This window comes from Vibrio sp. SBT000027 (genome assembly GCF_963894355.1).
Classification (GTDB): Bacteria; Pseudomonadota; Gammaproteobacteria; order Enterobacterales; family Vibrionaceae; genus Vibrio; species Vibrio splendidus.
Genome location: NZ_CAWQGD010000004.1, coordinates 1,666,588 through 1,683,172, shown reverse-complemented (window position 1 = coordinate 1,683,172; position 16,585 = coordinate 1,666,588). Strand labels below are relative to the sequence as shown.

13 protein-coding genes and 1 tRNA gene are annotated in these 16,585 nt (G+C 41.8%); 11 read left to right on the top strand and 3 right to left on the bottom strand.

Annotated elements, in window-relative coordinates; all coding sequences use genetic code 11:
• The first annotated feature begins 33 nt into the window (after positions 1-33).
• Positions 34-456 carry a DUF3859 domain-containing protein gene (locus AACU28_RS17280; RefSeq protein WP_102444651.1) on the top strand — a complete coding sequence of 141 codons (423 nt, stop codon included), beginning with the start codon at positions 34-36 and terminating at the stop codon, positions 454-456.
• Between the two features lie 155 nt (positions 457-611).
• Here AACU28_RS17280 and AACU28_RS17275 read toward each other — a convergent pair whose 3' ends face one another.
• Positions 612-1,718 carry a M20/M25/M40 family metallo-hydrolase gene (locus tag AACU28_RS17275; RefSeq protein WP_004734941.1) on the bottom strand — a complete coding sequence of 369 codons (1,107 nt, stop codon included), beginning with the start codon at positions 1,716-1,718 and terminating at the stop codon, positions 612-614.
• A gap of 259 nt (positions 1,719-1,977) precedes the next feature.
• Between AACU28_RS17275 and AACU28_RS17270 the strand changes: the two genes are divergently transcribed.
• Complete coding sequence (locus AACU28_RS17270; protein WP_102453541.1) at positions 1,978-3,942, top strand: tetratricopeptide repeat-containing diguanylate cyclase; 1,965 nt, start codon at positions 1,978-1,980, stop codon at positions 3,940-3,942.
• A 160-nt stretch (positions 3,943-4,102) separates the two neighbouring features.
• Here AACU28_RS17270 and AACU28_RS17265 read toward each other — a convergent pair whose 3' ends face one another.
• On the bottom strand, positions 4,103-4,288 hold the full coding sequence (locus AACU28_RS17265; RefSeq protein WP_004734943.1) for a hypothetical protein: 186 nt from the start codon (positions 4,286-4,288) through the stop codon (positions 4,103-4,105).
• Between the two features lie 272 nt (positions 4,289-4,560).
• Between AACU28_RS17265 and AACU28_RS17260 the strand changes: the two genes are divergently transcribed.
• Positions 4,561-5,229 carry a DUF2726 domain-containing protein gene (locus AACU28_RS17260; protein ID WP_004734944.1) on the top strand — a complete coding sequence of 223 codons (669 nt, stop codon included), beginning with the start codon at positions 4,561-4,563 and terminating at the stop codon, positions 5,227-5,229.
• Between the two features lie 264 nt (positions 5,230-5,493).
• Positions 5,494-5,570, top strand: a tRNA-Val gene (locus tag AACU28_RS17255).
• 170 nt (positions 5,571-5,740) lie between these two features.
• On the opposite strand, the gene AACU28_RS17250 is transcribed toward AACU28_RS17255, so the two are convergent.
• Complete coding sequence (locus AACU28_RS17250) at positions 5,741-6,202, bottom strand: lecithin retinol acyltransferase family protein (RefSeq protein ID WP_121603313.1); 462 nt, start codon at positions 6,200-6,202, stop codon at positions 5,741-5,743.
• Positions 6,203-6,354: 152 nt separating this feature from the next.
• On the opposite strand from AACU28_RS17250, the gene AACU28_RS17245 reads away from it, so the two are divergent.
• The 7 genes from AACU28_RS17245 (at position 6,355) to AACU28_RS17215 (ending at position 16,548) form a co-directional block, all read left to right on the top strand.
• Complete coding sequence (locus AACU28_RS17245; RefSeq protein ID WP_102310976.1) at positions 6,355-6,741, top strand: helix-turn-helix transcriptional regulator; 387 nt, start codon at positions 6,355-6,357, stop codon at positions 6,739-6,741.
• A gap of 78 nt (positions 6,742-6,819) precedes the next feature.
• On the top strand, positions 6,820-7,725 hold the full coding sequence (locus AACU28_RS17240) for a restriction endonuclease (protein ID WP_183091212.1): 906 nt from the start codon (positions 6,820-6,822) through the stop codon (positions 7,723-7,725).
• A 28-nt stretch (positions 7,726-7,753) separates the two neighbouring features.
• Positions 7,754-10,591, top strand: coding sequence for a type I restriction endonuclease subunit R (locus tag AACU28_RS17235; RefSeq protein WP_259462830.1), 2,838 nt, complete (start codon positions 7,754-7,756; stop codon positions 10,589-10,591).
• A complete protein-coding gene (locus AACU28_RS17230; RefSeq protein ID WP_259462829.1) occupies positions 10,588-12,342 on the top strand; it encodes a restriction endonuclease subunit S in 1,755 nt (584 codons plus the stop codon). Before AACU28_RS17235 ends, AACU28_RS17230 begins: the two co-directional genes overlap by 4 nt.
• A complete protein-coding gene (locus AACU28_RS17225; RefSeq protein ID WP_121603309.1) occupies positions 12,333-14,087 on the top strand; it encodes an AAA family ATPase in 1,755 nt (584 codons plus the stop codon). The genes AACU28_RS17230 and AACU28_RS17225 overlap by 10 nt, the downstream gene beginning before the upstream one ends.
• Complete coding sequence (locus AACU28_RS17220; protein WP_121603308.1) at positions 14,084-14,959, top strand: hypothetical protein; 876 nt, start codon at positions 14,084-14,086, stop codon at positions 14,957-14,959. The genes AACU28_RS17225 and AACU28_RS17220 overlap by 4 nt, the downstream gene beginning before the upstream one ends.
• A 44-nt stretch (positions 14,960-15,003) precedes the next feature.
• On the top strand, positions 15,004-16,548 hold the full coding sequence (locus tag AACU28_RS17215; protein ID WP_121603307.1) for a class I SAM-dependent DNA methyltransferase: 1,545 nt from the start codon (positions 15,004-15,006) through the stop codon (positions 16,546-16,548).
• Positions 16,549-16,585: the final 37 nt, after the last annotated feature.

The following is a 16,585-nucleotide window of genomic DNA, read 5'->3' as shown; positions in this document are numbered from 1 at the left end:
AATTAATAGAACAACTTCAAGGTAACGATTGAAATGGCAAAGCGCTCTGTTGTGGTCGACATGACTTCTTACGGTATCTATTCCACGTGGGACTCCAAATCTAAAGATCTACCAAAAATCCAAGAGTTCACCACCATTGTTGATGCTGAAATCGACGTAGAGTTTGGCTATATCCTGAATATCAAGAAAGCCAAAGGTGAAAAGATCCGCTACTGCATCTATCACCCGAATATCACTACAGATAAAGGCGAAGTGCTCGAACCGTTCGATGGTGAAGAGCATGTCGGTAACAACGACTGGGATTTCTACTTAGGCGACACCATCTGGGCGCCAGTCTCGAACAAGCTAGGCAAGTGGCGCATGACCGTGGAGTTAAAAGGCAACATCATTGCTGATAAGACATTCGACCTTGTTGCAAAAGATGAAGGCCAATTCTGGAAGCGTAGGGGGTTTTAAGCTTAATCTTCTAGCTAAACTCAGACTACAAAAAAGCCGAGTCACGGATCATACGTGAACTCGGCTTTTTGACATTAACTAGATGGCATTTTCTATCTCATTAACGAGTAAGGTTGTCTAGTTAACAAATAAGACTGGCTAGTTAACCAGTAAGACTATTGAGTCACGTAAGCCACAACAAACTCAGTGATAGCGACCATATCTTTCACTGCAATGTACTCTTCAGTGGTGTGAACTTTCGCCATACCAGTCGAAAGGTTAACCGTTGTTAGACCTTTCGCGTTGAAGTTGTTCGCATCGCTACCGCCGCCAGTGCGTTTAGTGTTTGCTGTTACGCCAAGCTTCTCAAACGCTGATTTGATAGAAAGAATGTGCGGGTGATCATCTGCAATAACGAATGCATCGTAAGCACGAGTCGATTCGATTTCTACTTCGGCGCCAAACTGTTTTGCACTCTCTTGGAATGTCGAGATCATGTGCTCAACCTGAGCTGTTAGCTTTTCACCGTTTAGAGAACGTGCTTCAGCCACGACTTTAAGCTCTGGCATTACGATGTTAGTTGCTTGACCGCCTTCAACAATACCGACGTTTGCTGTCGTTTCTTCATCGATACGAAGTAGGTTCATCTTAGTGATTGCGTCTGCAGCAACTTGAATTGCGCTGATGCCTTCTTCTGGCGCTAAACCAGCGTGAGCAGGGCGACCTTTGATCTTAGCTACAATCTTCTGCTGGCCAGGCGCTGCGTTTACGATGGTGCCAATTGGGCCGCCTGTATCAAGTACGATAGCGTGCTCAGATTGAATGTAAGACATATCGAAGTTCAAAGAGCCGAACAAGCCGCCTTCTTCGAATACAGTGAACGCAATCTCGATAGTTTTGTGCGCGTGGCCTTCAGCTTTGATGCAACGAACCGCTTCCATAATAGCTGCGATACCAGACTTGTCGTCGCCACCTAGAATTGTGTTGCCTTTTGAACGGATGATACCGTCTTCAATTATTGGTTCAATGCCGATACCTGGCGTTACTGTGTCCATGTGGCAACTGAATACTGTGCTGCCTGGAAGAGTGCCATCTAGACGAGCGTAGATATTGAAACCGTTAGACACTTCTGTAGGGACAGCCAGTTTGTGAACTTCAAAGCCTAGTTCACCAAGTTGTTCAGCCAAAGCTTCAGCGATCGCTTTTTCATTACGAGATTCACTATCAATTTTCACTAGATTGCAGAAATGTTCTACAAGACGTTGTTCATTAATTTGGGTCATTGTTAATTCTCATTATGCTTCCGCTTGTTCTAAAGAAGCCGCGGAGGTAGGAACAGGAAAATTACTATAACGCCAATGAGGTAGATGATTATCTGAGTTAAATCAAGAAAGTTGCCTGATTATTCTAATTAGTGAGAATAACCTTGCTCAGTTCGTCGAGATGACAACATTTTAATCTGTGTAGGGCTCGGGTATAATAAGTTTCTAATATAGATAAACAGCAGTGATATGGTCATTCAATTTGTAACGGTCTTAATACATGAATAAAAACAACGTTTTAGGTTCGTTTCTACTCGTTGTAACAATGAGTGCCGTACTCGGGCTTTATTTGCTGTATCCGCTCAATGATGTGGACTTGAGCCCTCCTCAAGCCGACAACACTTCTGTCTACACCCCAGAAAAAGAACTCTCTCAAACTGAATATGGAAAAAAGTTAATTCATATTCTCGGTTTATCTCGCAGTGACCCCTCAGTTGCAAAACATCAGCTTGTTCTACTACGGCCGCCCACTGGCGTTAATGACAAAGCAATATACCAAGCTTATCGACTTATGATTTTGTCGAATGTCGCTCAACATCAACGAGATGCCGATGCCGTGATGGCCTACGTAGAACAAATAAAAGCGTTGTCTGAGCATGAAGGTATGTTGTGGTTGAAGTCAGAATCATTGGTCGAATCTGCGATTGAATATCTCAAGGAAGGGGAACTTGCAATTGCGGAAATTGAAATTCGGTCCGCGATAGGCATTGCTGAATCTATTCGTTACGATAAGTTATTGGTTAAAGCGTATAACACCGCGGGGGCGATCAATAACGTGCGGAACGACTTGCAAGACGCTCAGTACTTTTTCTATAAAGGGCTGCAACTTGGCAAGCAGTATCCAACGCACATTTATAACAGCAAGCTGATGTCGAACATGGCGTTGCTCTATATCTATTTAGAGGATTGGCCTAAAGCCCTGCGTATTATCGAGAAAGCAAAAAAGCTCTACTTTAAAAGTGGCTTACTTGAAGATGACGCTATCGGCATTCTTTACATCAACGAATCATTTCTGCATTTGAGCAGTGGTGACGTGACTAATGGCCGAATTGCTTATGAGAAGGCAAAAGCACTCGATAGCAAAAGAGTCAGTGCTCGATACAAAATCTTATTACTGAGAACCTACAGTGATGTACTGCTATCAGAGGGCAATTTCAGCAAAGCATTACAAGTGGCTAATCAATGTCTTCAAGCGCCGAATATTAAGAAGTACACGCTTCAAAACGGGCAGTGTTACCTAAACCGTGCGTTAGCTAACATTGGACTGGATCAAGATGACGCCATATTGAATGATCTTGAACGAGCACTTGCAATCTTTGACGTGGTTGGGAGCAGAAGTTGGAAGGTACTAGGCTTAAAAACACTGGCTGAATATTACGAATCTCAAGGTGACCTTGATACTGCACTGAGTTACTACAAACAATATTATCATGGCAACAAAGCGTTATTGTTTGATAAAAGGCAGAGTGACATTTTCTTGCTAGAACAAGACTATGCAAAACAGACACTTGCTAACGAAAATGAATTACTCAATACAGAAAAAGACCTCAACGAGTTACTGCTTCAAAAGGAACAACTGAGAAACAGAATCGTGGTGGCATTGATCATAATGGTCAGCATTAGTGCTGTATTATTGGCGATTAGGCTTCGCAGCATTCAAAGTAAAAATAAAGCGCTGGTGACTCAATCTACAACGTGTGCGCTAACGGGTTTATACAACCGACGCTATCTAGAGCAGTTGTTAACTCAGCCAATGCCATTTAATACTTCACGGTTTGGGATCAGTCTCGTCATTCTAGATCTTGACCACTTTAAGCGCGTTAATGACACCTTTGGCCATGATATTGGTGATGAGGTTTTAGTGGAAGTTGCAAGGCGAGTAAAACAGCACTTATTCCCAAATGATGTAGTGGCTCGCTGGGGTGGTGAAGAGTTTGTTATGCTGCTGTCTGGTTCCATTGATCCTGAGCAACAGTTGAACGTTATCCGTTTAGCTATTTCCGAAACACCCATTGATACGCACTCCGGCTCTTTGGACCTCACCACATCGATAGGAGCGTCGATTGGTATTGCTCACGAGCAACTCAATCAAGATACTTACAAGAAGTACCTCAAAGCCGCGGATGATGCATTATATCAAGCGAAAGAGTCGGGTAGGAATCAAGTCATCATCGCTGAAAGTTAATCACTAATCACTAATCAGTAAACAAAAAGCCATTCTGATCTTCGTGAGATAAGAATGGCTTCTGGAACACTCTGAGATCGCTAATATCAAAATTTGAGTGAGAAGTGGGGTTTACTTAGCGATATGTCGAGTTTATCTATATCAATATTTTCTAAATGAGTTATTTAGCGGCACCTTGCAGCATTTCAACCAGTTCGCCCTCTGTCGCCGGTTCTCTTGCCAGTTCAATCACCGCTGAAGCACCGCCTTTTAACATATAAGCTCGAGTTCCGCAGTGGTCATAGTGGAACCATTTACCGTCTACACATACGTCCGTATAACATCTTGGGTCTTGTTTGAGTTCCATATCAATTTCCTTATTAACATTTGCCTAACGTTTTTCAGACTAGTTGATCACAAATTTAGGTAAATTGATCTAAATCAATCTAGAGTGTAATTGATGATTTGATTATCAAATAGGAGAGGTGTGTCTAGCGTATGAGCGACCTCTTGTTGATTACAGCATTCAAAGGTCGTGATTCTGGTTGGCTACTCTCGCTCTTTTGCTTGCCACGTGAGGCTTTTCTACATACGCTAGCCACTCTCTTAATCCCTATACAGACGTGATTGTGTTGGAAAATGACTAATATCTTTATCGTTGTAATTGTTCTGGTTGTGTTCTTTTACTTTATCCAAAAGTATCTAGTGAAGCATGACGATACCAAAGATCATGCTTACCAGAAAAAAGGGTCGTTGATGTCGGCGCAACAGGCGACATTTTATAACGCACTTAAATCCGCGGTGGGTAACCATGGCGAAGTGTTTGCCAAGGTCAGCATGTCGAACGTTCTTGTTCCTGCTAAGGCGAACAACAAGAAGAATTGGTTTATCGCCAACAACAAAATCTCACGGAGCTACTTTGATTTTGTCGTCTGCGACCCGCGAACGTTAGAGCCCCGCGTGATCATCGAACTTGATAACGGCAAAGAGCTCAACAAGGGAAAGGCCGATCGAGAAAAGCTACTGATCCACGTGTGTAAATCGGCAGGCTTGCCACTGATTGGTGCATCTATTAAACACAGCTACCAAGTGAGCCGTTTGAAGAGGTTACTGGCAGCACACATCGATTTAATCGAGCCATCAAAAGAAGTTCGATTCTGTAAGAAGTGTGGCAGCCCGATGATCATCAAACTGGCCAGCCAAGGCGATTACAAAGGCCGACGCTTCTTCACTTGTAGCCGTCAACCAAACTGTACGTATACAGAGAACTACAACGTGGTATTCGATGTGGATGAGGATTCTAACTAATATCTTGGATTAAAATGCTTTATCAGAGGGACAAGACACGAAACAGGCAGAGGTATATAGCTATTGAACTAGAGGCGAAATGTGATCTACTTCAAGCCATTGATCTGCTTTGTGTTTAAAATTTATTCTGATTGTTGTTTTTAAAAGCAAACGAACCGTTTTGTGCAAATTTATCCTTGCACGCTACCCATTCACTCGTTATTATCCATCTCGTTCTGAAGCGTTAGCCACTTAGTAAAGCGGTTAGTTAAGTTTCAAAGCATTGCCCGCTTAGCTCAGTTGGTTAGAGTACTTGCATGACATGCAAGGTGTCACTGGTTCGAGTCCAGTAGCGGGCACCAAATTCGTTCTTTATGAACAAGCAAAAAAGCCCACCTAGTGTGGGCTTTTTTGTGTCTGTAATTCCGATCCTACGATCGAAAGTATAAAGAGATAAAGTGTGGCTATATAGTAAATACGAACGTATGGAATTCCGCTGATTTGAAAAGAGCGGAGTGTTACAACTTCCCATTTATAAAACACTATCGTATTTACGAGCGGCATTGACAGCCATACACCCGATAATCCCGCCAACTAATGCATACGTTAATGAGCTCTTCGATTGATTACGGTTAGCCAAAAGCAAACCTGCCACAGCGCCAACTCCGGCTCCCTTTAGTTGTTCACTGGAAGGTTTGCCTGACTGCATTAGAGAAACAAGATGTTCGCAGTTGAAAGAAATCACTCCGTACTGCTTTGCTTGAAGGAGCATTTGTTCAGCTTTGTTGAATAGCTTCAGTTGCTCTATTGGATCTAGGTCATTTGAGACAACTTTTACAGTTTTTCCGTTTGAATATTCCTGAATGCTACTGAGCTGTATGTTGCCGTCTGGGCTGTTATGTAAAACTCGATCTTCTTGAACTAAAAGCCCGACGTGCTGGACAAAAAGCTTGCTACGGTAAAGCGTGTCGCCAATGTTTATATTTTTGTTCATTAGTGTTCCTATTTAGGTTAAAGTATGGTTATTAATAAAAAGTAACGTAAGGTTCTAATTATTGGTTTTTTTGCGTTAAACGTATTTATAGTCACTTACCCTAATGTTATGCACTTTTTTGATCAAGTGTTTTTTTTCTATAGGTGGAAAAAATGCAAAAGAATCTAGTTTCTTATTCCTCAGTTCTTGGGGTAGTTGTCGCCAATAAACGAAAAGAAGTTGGCGTAGAACAAGGTGATATGGCTGAACGAATGGGGCTATCTCAAGCTAGCTACAGTCGGTTAGAGTCAGGAAAATCTACTTTTTCAGTAGACCAAATGTTTCAGTGTGCCGAAGCCATGAATGTGAAGGTAGAAGAACTATTTCAACTGGTAGTTAATATGGTAAAGAATTTAGACTCCGATGAAGAAGTTGTTGTACAGGCCCAGCCTAGGGGAAATGCTAGCAAGGCGAAAAGTGGTACAGGCAATGGAACGGCGTTCGTTGCCGGAGCCGCACTCACAGCGTTAATTATTGGATTAGCATCCAAGTCCAAATAAACGTAACGTATATCAATGTAACTGATTGTATATTCGAGTATATTGCCGAAACTAAAAGTCAATTGGTTAGGGTTTGTAGTGCTTCCAAGTTATCAAGAATTAATGAAGCCAGTGTTAGAGGCTGCGAAGAATGAAGAAGTTAAGCTTAGCAACGTCATCGACTTGCTAGCTGAGCAATTCAATCTATCAGAAGAAGAAAGAACGGAGCTTCTTCCTAGCGGGCGACAAGCTGCATTCACCAACCGAGTTGGATGGGCTAAAACCTATCTAGCCAAAGCCGGGCTTTTAGATTCCGTAAGGCGTGGTCACTTCGTGATAACAGACTTGGGGAAAGAAGCTCTAAATAGTGGCGAAGAGATTAATAACCAATACCTAAAGCGTTTTGATGACTTCAATGCGTTCACCAAGCAAAAGAACGGTGATTCAGATAAAACTGAAGACACGAATGTGCCTGATAATGATGCGACGCCAGATGAAGTGTTAAGAGCTGCGTATAAACAAATAAATGACGCCTTGGCCTCAGATATCTTATCCCGAACCCGTAAAGTATCCCCAGCTTTCTTTGAGCAATTACTTATCGATCTGCTACTAGCAATGGGCTATGGGGGCAGCGATGAGGGAATGGCCCATACGCTTGGGAAGAGCGGTGATAACGGAGTTGATGGCGTGATTAATCAAGACCCACTTGGCGTTGATCAGGTTTACATTCAAGCCAAGCGTTATGCTGATGGTAATAACGTTGGGGCAGGTGAAATTCGAGACTTCTTTGGTGCGCTTAGTCTGAAGAAAGCACAAAAAGGCATTTTCATCACTACATCCGAGTTTACTTCTTCAGCCATACAAACAGCTAAAGATTTGGGGATGCGCATAGTGCTTATTAATGGTAAAGAGTTGGCTAAGTTGATGTTGCGATACAACATTGGCAGCCGTGATGAAGATGTATTGCATTTAAAAAAAATTGACGAAGAGTTTTTCGAAAGTTAATCAATGAAACAAAGCTTGGAATTAGATTATGGATATTGACGGACTAAAACCGGAAACGCAGGCGCGCTTATCAATTGATGAGCAATTGAAGGCCTCTGGCTGGAAAATACAGACCTGGCCCAAAGTGAATCTTGGCGAAGGCTTGGGCGTAGCGGTCCGCGAGTATCCAATTGACAGTGGGAAAGGGCAATATACAGATAGTGCCGATTATTTGTTATTCGTTAACCGTTTAGCTGTTGGTGTTATCGAAGCAAAAAAAGATGAAACAATTCTTTCACAGGTGGAAGACCAAACGCTTCGCTATGCCACTAGTAAAATCAAGTTTCGAAAAGAAGAAGTACCTTTATCGTTTCTATTTGAAGCAACAAGCCAAGTCATTCATTTTACCGATTTGAGAGATCCAGCCCCAAGAGCCCGTGAAGTATTCCACTTTTTCAAACCAGAGACCCTACAGACGTGGTCCAAACAAGAAAACTCATTACGTTACAGTTTAAAAAACTGTATGCCAGAATTGGAGAAAGCGACTCTACGTGATTGTCAGGTTAGTGCCATTACTGGGCTTGAGAAATCGCTGTCTGAAAATAGACCACGTTCGCTGATACACATGGCAACAGGCGCGGGTAAAACCTTTACCGCTATTAATGCGGTCTACCGCTTACTTAATCATGGTGGTGCGAAACGTATACTCTTTCTGGTAGATACTCGAAACTTAGGTAAACAAGCACAACAAGAGTTTCATGCATTTAAACCACAAGGTAAACAAACCTTCTTTCATGAGAATCACATTGTTCAGCGCTTAAACAGCAGTACCATAGACGATGCGGCTGAAGTGTGTATTTGTACCATTCAACGCATGTACTCTATTTTGAGCGGAAAGCCTATAGATGAAAGTGCCGAAGATGTATCTCTACATGAAATCAAACAAAATCAACAACAGGGAAAGTTGGTTAAGTACAACCCAGCTGTACCCATAGAAACCTTTGACTTTATTATCGTCGATGAATGCCATCGCTCTATTTACAACTTGTGGAAACAGGTACTTGATTACTTTGATGCTTTCACCATTGGTTTAACGGCTACACCAGACAAGCGTACTTTTGGTTTTTTTAATGAAAACATTGTTGCTGAATACAGCTATGAAGATTCAGTGCTTGATGGCGTAAATGTTGGCTACGACGTCTATGAGATAGAAACAGAAATTGGAAATAAAGGCGCTGAGCTAAAAACCAAAGAGTGGCTCGATCACCGAGATAAACTCACCCGTAAAAAGCGCTGGGCACAAGCCGAAGAAGATAGCAATTATACCAGCAAAGACCTTGACCGTTCGGTGGTCAATACAAGCCAAATTCGCCAAGTCATAAAAGCGATGAAAAAGGCGGTTGAAATAGAGATTTTTCCTAATCGTCAAGAAGTGCCTAAAACACTTATCTTTGCTAAAACAGATAGCCATGCAGATGACATTATTCAGATTGTCCGAGAAGAATATGGCCAAGGTAACGAATTCTGCAAGAAGGTCACTTACAGCGCAAAAGACCCTGACGGTATTCTTAATGACTTTCGTAACGATTTTAACCCAAGGATTACGGTTACCGTTGATATGATTGCAACGGGAACCGATGTGAAGCCATTAGAAATCTTGCTCTTTATGCGAGACGTACGCAGCAAAGGCTATTACGAACAAATGAAAGGTCGTGGAGTTCGTAGCCTAAGCTATGAGGATCTGCACAATGTCAGCAAAAGTGCGACGACTGATAAGGATCGTTTTGTTCTTATTGATGCCGTTGGAGTAGAGAAGTCCCTAAAAACAGAAAGCAGACCTCTAGAAAAAGCACCAAATCTGTCAATGAAAGACTTATTGCAAGGCGTGGCAATGGGGCATCGAGACGATGATACCATCCAAAGTTTAGCCAGTCGTTTAACGCGCTTAGCTAAACAGCTCGATAAACGGGGGTTAGATAAAGTAGAAAAGCTAGCAGGTAAACCATTACCACAGCTAGCCAGAGAGCTACTCACCGCGATTGACCCAGACGCTATCAATAAAAAAGCATTAACTAATGCGAAAGAGGCGGGTATCACACGTAGTGAAGAAACTCTAACAGATAGTGAGCGTCAAACAGCCAAAGAACAACTTGTCGATCAAGCTTGCCAAAGTTTTGATAATCCAGAAACACGCAACGTGATTGAATCTGCTCGTCGTGACCGTGAACAGCTTATCGATCACATCAATCTAGATACCGTTACCTATTCGGGTTACAGCAGTCAAGCCGCGGATGATGCTGAAAAGATGATTCAAACCTTTAAAGACTTTATTGAACAGTATAAAGACGATATCCAGGCCTTAAGCTTTTTCTACCAACAACCGTATCAACGTAGGGGGTTAACCTTTGCCATGTTAGAGGAGTTGCACCAAGCGTTAAGTAAACCTCCGTTGTTACTAACAACAGAAAAGCTCTGGACTGCTTACGAGCGACTGAATCAAAGTGACAGTAACAATAAGAAGAAAACAGACACGAAACGCCAACTAACAGATATAATCTCGCTAATTAGATTTGCTATTGGTTTAGATACGGAGTTGAAACCTTTTGCTGAACAGGTCGACGCTAAGTTTAAAGACTGGATTTTCCGCCACAATGCCCAGCGTTCCACAGCTTTTTCCGAGGAACAGACCCAGTGGCTGCGTTTGATCAAAGACCATATTTCCGCTAGTTGCTTTATAGAGCGCGATGACTTTGACTACAGCCCATTTTACGACCGCGGTGGCTTACAAAAAGCATGGGGTTTATTCTCCGTCAGTAATGAGAACAGCGGCGACAGAAACGAATTAGATAGCCTATTGGCTGAATTGAATCAGGAATTAATTGCGTGAGTGAAATAAATGAACTTCCAAAAGGTTGGATAACGGCTACCGTTGGAGATATTGCAGAGTATGTAAATGGATTTGCTTTTAAGCCAGCTCATAGATCAGAAACAGGGGTTCCAATAATTAGAATTCAAAACCTTACTAATTCTGATAAGCCATTTAATTATACTAAAATTGAAGTGCCTGAAATTTATGAAATAAACAATGGAGACCTACTTGTAAGCTGGTCTGCAACGCTAGACGCTTTTCTGTGGAGAGGTGAGAAAGCTTGGCTAAACCAACATATATTTAAAGTGGTACCAGAGCCTAGGTTGTTTAATTCGGGGTTACTTTATTATTGGATGAAGGTTGCGATTGGTGAAATGATTAATACTGAGCACCTTCATGGTAGTACTATGAAGCATATTAATCGTGGTCCATTTTTAGCCCATGCTACTAAGATTCCACCCATGAACGAACAAATTCGTATTTACGAAAAGTTAGAGGAGTTATTCTCTGAACTAGATGCCGGTGTAAAAGAACTTGAATCAGCGAAACGAAAACTCACTCAATACCGCCAATCGTTATTAAAAAGTGCCGTTGAAGGCTCGCTGACGCAACAATGGCGAGAAGCTAACAGTGGCAGTATTCAGGAAACCGGTGCGCAATTATTAGAGCGAATCCTTACCGAGCGTCGTGAGCATTGGGAAAAGCAAAAACTAGCCGAGTTTAAAGCCAAAGATAAAAAGCCACCTAAAAACTGGCAAGCCAAATACCCTGAGGCAGCAACTCCTGATATATCAGACTTACCTGCGTTGCCCATCGGTTGGGTATGGGCAACCATAGATCAGTTGGCAATCAATAAGCGTTATGGTTCATCGTCAAAAACAAATGATGATAGCTCTGGCGTACCTGTACTGCGTATGGGTAATATTCAAGATGGTAAGTTAGATTACGGCAACTTAAAGTTTTTACCTGTCGATCATAAAGAGTTTCCTGATTTATTGCTTAATGACGGTGATTTACTATTCAATCGTACCAATAGTGCTGAGCTTGTTGGTAAAACTGCTGTTTATAGAGATATCGGAAAACCAGTGTCTTATGCCTCTTACCTTATTTCGGTTACTTTCTCTGAACATGTGTTACCTGAAATTGCAGCCTATTATATTAACTCTGTTCTTGGTAAAAAGTGGTTATCCGAGGTAATGAACCAGACTGCGGGTCAAGCGAATGTAAATGGCACCAAACTGGGAAATTTAGCGATTCCTCTTCCTCCAAGTGCAGAGCAGAAGGCTCTTATAGATGAAATAAGCAATGAATTTGATTCAGTGGATAGGCAAGTAGAGGCCACTTTACTTGGATTAAAACAATCAGAGGCCCAAAGGAAAAATATTCTTAAGTCAGCATTTTCAGGGCAATTAGTACCACAAGAGCCTAATGACGAGCCTGCTTCTGTATTGTTAGATAAAATAAAAATTGAACGTGAAGCTTTGGCCCAAATGCCTAAGATTCGTACGCCGCGTAAGCCTAAAAAAAAAGTTGATGTAATGGATACTTTACTCGAAGTTTTAACCGCAGAAGAGGGCTGGATTGATGCCCAAGAAGCCTTTAAAAAGTGTGGCGTAGCTGATGGTACGTCAACGGATCGCATCGAAGAAATCTACACAGAACTGCGAAAGCTTGAAAAAGCAGGTCAAGTTGAGATTGAGCGCAATGGTGATGGTTACGACCAACTAAAGCTGGTGACTAAAGCAGACAAGGAAGACCAATGCGCTTAGCCTCATTCACTATAGGTTCGGACCGAGAGGGTGACCGTCAAAGGTTTAAGAATCTAAAAAACGTTACTATCGACTTTGAAGAAGAAGAGTGGATTACGCTAGTTATAGGTTGGAATGGCACAGGTAAATCAAATGTATTAGAAGCGTTGGCGGTGCTTTTCCGTGATTTAATTATGGGGAAGAATGACAAAAATGAGAAAGATAAGCCTTCGTTTACGTACACGTTGAGGTACTTTTGTCATGATAAAGAGATCGAAATTAGTGCTGATCCTGATCGTATTAAAGAACCTTATTTAATTAGTTATCGAGACTTAGGCGAAAACAAAACCGCTGCGACATTACAAGTAGATCTACTTAGTGTCTTAGCGAGCGAACCAGTTTTAGCAGACATTAAACTCACGGCCTTTAAAAAACGAAAAGATGAATTTTTACCTAAGTATGTATTTGGCTATTACTCTGGGCATAGTGAGCGTATGCAGGCGGTATTTCGCCCGTATCTTCAACAATATGACAAAAAGCTTCGTAACGCTAAGTCGGAAGATCCAGGCTTAAGGCGTTTGTTTTATGCTTTACCAGTGCATAGTCAATTTGTGCTTTTGGCATTTGTACTTAAGCAAGATGATTTAGTTAGGCATTTCCTTGATACTCAGCTCGGTTTAGAAACGGATGAAAATGCTGAGAGTATTGATTCTGTGTTGCTAGAGTTGAATGAGCCTTCTTGGAGCTTGAATAAAAGTAAGGCACCTAAAGGTACTCATGGAGCGTGTAAGACTAACCCTGATATATTCTGGGGAGCTGACGGCATTGTTCGTGAGTTTTTGGATCGAGTACATGAAGTTTCGACAGCTCCGATAAAGATTAAAAGAACTGATGAAGCGACGCTATGGAACAAGAAAGACCGCGAATACCTTTATATGTTTATAAAGGATGTCGACAAGCTGAACGAGTTGGTTGGTGATCAAGAGCCGAGAGACTTTTTCCGAGACCTAGAAAGTACCTATGTATCGGAGTTAATAAGTGAAGTACGCATTCGTGTAAAGCTTAAAAAGAATGATGGTACTGTAACATTCCGTGAACTCAGTGAGGGTGAGCAGCAATTACTGACAGTGTTGGGCTTGTTAAGGTTTACTGCTGAAGAAGAAAGCTTGTTCTTACTAGACGAACCAGATACGCACTTAAATCCTAAATGGAGCGTTGATTACATAGACTATTTGAACAAGTTCGTTACTTCTGGCTCAGATGGTGAGAACAACAGTCACATCGTTCTAACAACACACAACCCTATTGCTATTGCTGAGTTGACACGAGATCAAGTACAGATTTTAAGTCGTGATGATGAGTCACGAATAATTGAATCTCATAAGCCTCACTATGATCCTCAAGGTATGGGCTATGCGGGCATTATTACCAGTGACATGTTTGGGCTCGGATCGTCACTGGATAAGCGGACTCAAAAGCGTTTAGAAACATATAGAGCATTAGCAAGTATTGAAAATAAAACAAGATTCGAAGAGCTACGCTTTCAAGTTATTTCTGAGTGGCTAGATAATGATCGTTTCAGTATGTCGCAGCGAGATGATGATTATGAACGATACATAAAAATTCGTAATACGCTGCTATACGAGAAGTCTGATGCGGATAGTTTGCAAGGACTGGTGGACTTTGCATTAAGCTTGTCTCAAGAAGAGCGAGACGAAGTTGCTAAGCAGGCAATCACAAAGTTATTAGGTGAGGATAATCAGTGAGGTTTGTAGATAACACATTTGTAGACTTACCTGATGGTTGGGACGATAGAGCTGAATCAGCTACAGAAGCATTGGTCGGTGGCACTATCGTCGCTGATGACCGTAGCTCGGTCTGGAAGGCATTGAAAGAAAGTTTAGAAGAACTATCAAATGGAAGGTGCTGGTACTGTGAAACTAACATTCCTCGAACAGACAATGCGGTAGATCACTATCGACCTAAGGGGAAAGTGCAAGGAGTTGAATTTTCAGAGGATGAAAAAACTTTAGTCAGATATGAAATAAATCCAGAACATACAGGTTATAAGTGGGCAGCATTTAAATATGAGAATTTCCGCTTTTCATGTCAACACTGCAACGAATACAGAAAAGATCTGCAAGGGACCGGGGGCGGGAAGTGGAACTACTTTCCCTTAGTAAATGAACCAGAACGTGCCTATGACGAGTTAGACGAAGACAATGAGGTCCCCGTTTTACTCGACCCGTGCAAAAGGTTAGAGTGGCGGCTTCTTTCGTACGATAAGTCTGGAGTTCCATTTTCTAGGTTCGAAAAAGATAGCCCTGAAGATATTAAAGTAAGGTTCTCTATAAGGTTGTACCACCTTGATCAAAAGCGATTAAACGAAGGACGTGTAGGTCAGTGGAGGCTGTTTAAGCCTCTGATCGATGATGCTAAGAAGTGGTATTTGAAAAAACTTCGACAGGATCAAGGTGCTGATGCCTGCTTTGAGAAAGAGTTGCGAAAAGTAGGGATGTGGTTTCATCCAAAAAGCAAGAATACCTATCTGGGATTCCTTGTTTATCAATTAGAGCAAGATAAAGACAAAGACACGTTGCACCCATGGATTGGTGAATTAATTAGAACTGTAGGTTGATGGTATCAGTGAGATGCTATACACATGATTATTGAGATTGACAAATGAACGCACCAGCATTAGTACAAAAAGTTTGGAATTACTGTCATACATTGCGTGATGACGGAGTAGGGTATGGTGACTACTTAGAACAGCTCACGTATCTACTGTTTTTAAAAATGGCATATGAGTATGCACAACCCCCATACTCAAGGGATACCAAAGTTCCTACAGAGTTCAATTGGGAAACATTGCAGGGTTTAAAAGGCGAGAAGCTAGAAGATCAGTACCGTAAGGTATTAAAAAATTTAGCAAAAGAAAGTGGCATGATTGGTGCTATTTTCTACAAGTCTGAAAATAAAATACCTGATCCTGCTAAGTTAGCTCGTATCGTTAAAATGATTAACGATGAAAACTGGATCAGTTTAGATTCAGACGCTAAAGGTGATCTGTACGAAGGCTTATTACAGAAGAATGCGGAAGACACCAAAAGTGGTGCTGGTCAGTACTTTACGCCTCGCGCATTGATTGATGCTATGTTGGCTTGTGTTCGTCCTGAGCCTAAGAAAACCATCTCCGATCCAGCCTGTGGTACAGGTGGGTTCTTCTTAACAGCTAGTGACTGGATCACCTATGGTGACGAGCAGTGGATTGAAAAAGGCATGAGCCATTGGAATCCATCTAAGCATGACGAAAGCATCGTAGCAAAATCAAAGCTAAATAAAGACCAAGTGAAGTTTCTGCGTGATCACACTTTCCGTGGAAATGAGATTGTTCCATCTACTCGCCGCATGTGTCTTATGAACTTGTTCCTTCACAATATCGGTAGTATTGATGGAGAGCCAGAAGTAGAGCGAGCTGATGCATTGCTAACGCCTATTAAAGGGGAAGATAAGGTTGACTATGTACTAGCCAATCCGCCGTTTGGGAAGAAAAGTAGCATGACCATCACTAATGCTGAAGGTGGTGAAGATAAGGATGCTCTAACCTATGAGCGTCAGGACTTTTGGGCAACAACCACAAACAAACAATTAAACTTCTTACAGCATATAGTTTCAAGCTTGAAGGATACTGGTAAAGCTGCAGTAGTCCTGCCTGATAACGTTTTATTCGAAGGTGGGGCAGGCGAGCGCATACGCCGTAAGTGGCTAAACAACTGCGATGTACATACCATTTTACGATTACCAACAGGTATCTTTTATGCCCATGGTGTCAAAGCAAACGTAGTGTTTTTTGATAATGCTCCTCGTGATGAAAAAGTCCATACTAAAGGTATTTGGTTTTATGACTTAAGAACAAATAAGCACTTCACACTCAAACAACGCCCAATGATGTTGAGTGATCTGAAAGACTTTATTCAGTGCTATAACCCCGACAACCGTCATGAACGTGAAGAAACAGAGCGATTCAAATACTACGCGTACGATGAACTAATCAATCGTGATAAAGCTAGTCTAGATGTATTTTGGCTTAAAGATGATAGCCTAGACAACTTAGATAACCTGCCAGCACCTGATATTTTGCAGCAAGAGATCATAGAGCACTTAGAGGCTGCATTGGCTGCCTTTAAAGATGTTGCAGCTGGATTACCAGTTTCAGCTTCTGAATAAACTTAGTGCTGAGTATAAATGTAGGCAATTATTCCTT

Bases quoted from the DNA above. Each gene is read 5' to 3' on its own strand.
- AACU28_RS17275 (WP_004734941.1), bottom strand. From the start codon at position 1,718: ATGACCCAAATTAATGAACAACGTCTTGTAGAACATTTCTGCAATCTA.
- AACU28_RS17265 (WP_004734943.1), bottom strand. From the start codon at position 4,288: ATGGAACTCAAACAAGACCCAAGATGTTATACGGACGTATGTGTAGAC.
- AACU28_RS17235 (WP_259462830.1), top strand. From the start codon at position 7,754: ATGGATATTGACGGACTAAAACCGGAAACGCAGGCGCGCTTATCAATT.
- AACU28_RS17215 (WP_121603307.1), top strand. From the start codon at position 15,004: ATGAACGCACCAGCATTAGTACAAAAAGTTTGGAATTACTGTCATACA.
- AACU28_RS17260 (WP_004734944.1), top strand. From the start codon at position 4,561: ATGACTAATATCTTTATCGTTGTAATTGTTCTGGTTGTGTTCTTTTAC.
- AACU28_RS17250 (WP_121603313.1), bottom strand. From the start codon at position 6,202: ATGAACAAAAATATAAACATTGGCGACACGCTTTACCGTAGCAAGCTT.
- AACU28_RS17280 (WP_102444651.1), top strand. From the start codon at position 34: ATGGCAAAGCGCTCTGTTGTGGTCGACATGACTTCTTACGGTATCTAT.
- AACU28_RS17245 (WP_102310976.1), top strand. From the start codon at position 6,355: ATGCAAAAGAATCTAGTTTCTTATTCCTCAGTTCTTGGGGTAGTTGTC.
- AACU28_RS17270 (WP_102453541.1), top strand. From the start codon at position 1,978: ATGAATAAAAACAACGTTTTAGGTTCGTTTCTACTCGTTGTAACAATG.
- AACU28_RS17225 (WP_121603309.1), top strand. From the start codon at position 12,333: ATGCGCTTAGCCTCATTCACTATAGGTTCGGACCGAGAGGGTGACCGT.